Consider the following 3127-nt stretch of genomic DNA (forward strand, 5'->3'; position numbering starts at 1 on the left):
GTATGAAAGCCTTGAATAACGGTAGTTTTGCGCCTATAACCCCTATCTATTAACGTGTAGACTTAAAGTCAAAGACAAAATTTTGATTCCGTTTTAATTTATTAGTTTTCACGTTTAGGCCTCTCCCTTTTTTAGACCCATTTTCACCGTACTCAATTCAGTACTGCCTAAACAATTAGATGTGGAGGCATCAGATGAATAGGATATTTATAGTTTGGATAATGTGTTTTTTATCCAACGCAGTGTGTGCAAATGAATTTCAGCTTAATATTGCACCTAGTCAAAGCAGCTTTGTACTCGGCACACCAGTACATTTAACTGTATCTTTGACTAATACCAGTGTAAGTGAGCAGCAATTACCACAACAGTTCGACCCTCAATATAGTTTTATTCAATATAAAATTGGTGGTTTAGCATTTGAACCATGGGAAGAACTAAGGCATTTATTTGCGGAAAAAACCTTTTCCCCTAATGAAACAGTGACTGAAGAAGTCCCAATTTATTTTGGTTCGCGCGGTTGGATATTCCACTCTCAAGGTTATTACACGGTTGTGGCGAATTACAATGGCGTAACTTCAAACAAAACCCAAATCATAATTACCCGTCCTGATAGCTCAGATGAATCCAAAGCGGCCGACATTTTATTGCAAAGTCGCCAAGCAGGGTTATTGATGTTAGGTAAAAATCATAATGGTTTAGGCAGTGGTGCAGAACGCTTAAAACAAGTGATTGCGTTATATCCAAATACGCCACATGCAGACAATGCGACTCAAGCTTTAGAAACTTATTATATTGAGAATCGTAAACACTATTTTGCACAATCTATTTTAGCTTTAGAGAGTGAGATTGCAAAACCTTGGTTTAGCTATGTTTTACCTGAATTGATTGTGAGCAGTGACAGCTTTAATGATATTTCCGAACTGACTCAAGGCAGTGATTGGCTTAATGGTTTGTTAGGGGTTAATGACAATTTATACCGAGTTTCAGGCTATATTCATGATAAAAATGGTCTGGCAATCCCTGATGTGACAGTTCAAATCAATGGGTTGAGCATTAGTAGTGATGCTGATGGTTATTATGAAATAATTAATTTGCCTGAAGGTGAATATGAATTATTCGCGAGTAAAAAAGGCTATAAATTCAATCCGACCACTTTTATTGTCAGTAATAATAATCCTGATGCCAAAGTACATGTATCAGCACCTAATTCAGATTTAAACATTGAAATCGAACTTGATCCTTTTATTGTATTTCAAGGTGAACCATTAGTGACTTATCATATCCAAGTAACTAATGAAGGTGAAGAAGCTGCAACAGATATTTATTTAAGCAATGATTTACCACAATCTGTTAGTTTGCAAGCGATTGATACAGAAGGTGGCACATGTCAAAATACGGGCTTAAATGTAAGCTGTAGCCTGCCCACTTTGAACCCAGGAAAAACATGGATTGTATACATTCATGCTGTACCTCATGGCATCGATACATTAGTCAATGTTGCACAAGTTAAATCCAAACAATATCCAGATGATAGCGATACTTTGAGCACACCTGTTCGACCTTATTTCTCAGCACTACTATGGACAAATCCCAACCCAGTTCTAGTCAATGAACATGTGTTATATCAAATCCGTGTGATGAATAGCAAATACAGTCCTAAAACAGCGAAAGAGATTGAATTAGCTTTTGATTTGCCTGTGGGTACAGAGTTTTTAGCGGCTGAAACCCGTAATGGTTACTGTAAACAGACTGAACAACAACTTATTTGTGATTTAGATGATCTTGCGCCAGATTCTCATATTGACATTGAAATTACCGCAAAGCCTTCACAAAGCGGCAATATACAACAAATGTTTAGTTTAACCAGTCCTGATTTTGAGGAATATCGTTCTACACAAAACTTGATGGTGTTAGATCCTGATGCGTCGGGTAATGCTGATTTAGTGATCTTGATTGATGATACAGGTAGTATGGAAGAAGATATTACAGGCGTGAAACGGGCTTTATATCAAATCATCAGTGAATTGGAAGGTGTTGAAGGGCTAGCCATGCCACGTATTGCTATCTTGACTTTTAAAGATGATGTGACACAACGTGTGATTAGTAATGATTTTAGCCGTTTGTTATCTACCGTATCACGTTTAAATGCCTCTGGTGGCGGATTGTGTCCTGAAGCTTCGGTACAGGCCATGGCTGAGGGTTTGAATTTATTAAAAGATGGTGGTCAATTATTATTGGTTACTGATGCTTCTCCGCATCCAGATACTTATGTCAGTGAAGTATTGAGAGTGATGGATGTTAAATCTGCAATCCTCAATGCGATGTTATCTGGTCGTTGCCAAACTGAAGGTGTTACAGATCCATTGGTACGTGAAAGCAAAACCCGTCGTCGACAACGAGTCGAGAATAATTGTGATTATTCTGTTGGGCAACAAATCGCCGATACAGAAGCAGTTTATGGTTGTATGGTTGAACAAACAGGCGGTTTATATGCGTGGAATAATGATGTAAAAACAGGGGCTGAACGTTATGTGGCTCAACTAGAAGAAGATGTTGTCACTGTATTACGTCAAGTGATTGAATCTGTCAATAAAGACTTAGTCTTTACCGATGATTCAGAACAGGTCATCGATGCGGTTGCAAGTCAACTTTATAATCCACCATTGGGTTATGTGGTGCTATCCATTGCTGCACCTAATGGCCGTATTGTGGATGAAAACTTAAGTATTGATTGTGATCATCAAGCTTGCCAGTATTATTTAAAATCTGGAACACAAGTGAGCTTAACACCTGTTGCGCCACAAGGCATGTATTTGCATGGTTGGGGAGGCAGCGTGAGTTGTAACTTATCCTCATTTGATATTTTAGAGCCAAAAGGATGCTTAGCAATCTTTTATAATACGCCATAGTTTTTTGTTTCAGTAATTTATAGTTCTATTGCTCCTAGGCAATCTGTCTAGGAGTTTTTTTATGTCTTTTGCTTCTCTGTCTTTGATAAAACCCATTGAAAAGCCTGATTACCCATAATCATCAGCTTCATTCAATGGCTCAAGGCTCAATCGATTAAATTCTACTATAGTCAATTTCCTATAAAGTGATATTTATAGTAATGCACTAGAAATGGCTT

The 3127-nt window shown here is 37.7% G+C and carries 1 protein-coding gene; it reads left to right on the forward strand.

Annotated elements, in window-relative coordinates:
- Positions 1 to 194 precede the first annotated feature (194 nt).
- A complete protein-coding gene (locus tag ABXH34_RS18360) occupies positions 195 to 2909 on the forward strand; it encodes a carboxypeptidase regulatory-like domain-containing protein (protein ID WP_353573340.1) in 2715 nt (904 codons plus the stop codon).
- Positions 2910 to 3127: the final 218 nt, after the last annotated feature.

The organism is Candidatus Albibeggiatoa sp. nov. BB20, assembly GCA_016744725.1.
In the GTDB taxonomy this organism is placed as follows: domain Bacteria; phylum Pseudomonadota; class Gammaproteobacteria; order Beggiatoales; family Beggiatoaceae; genus Albibeggiatoa.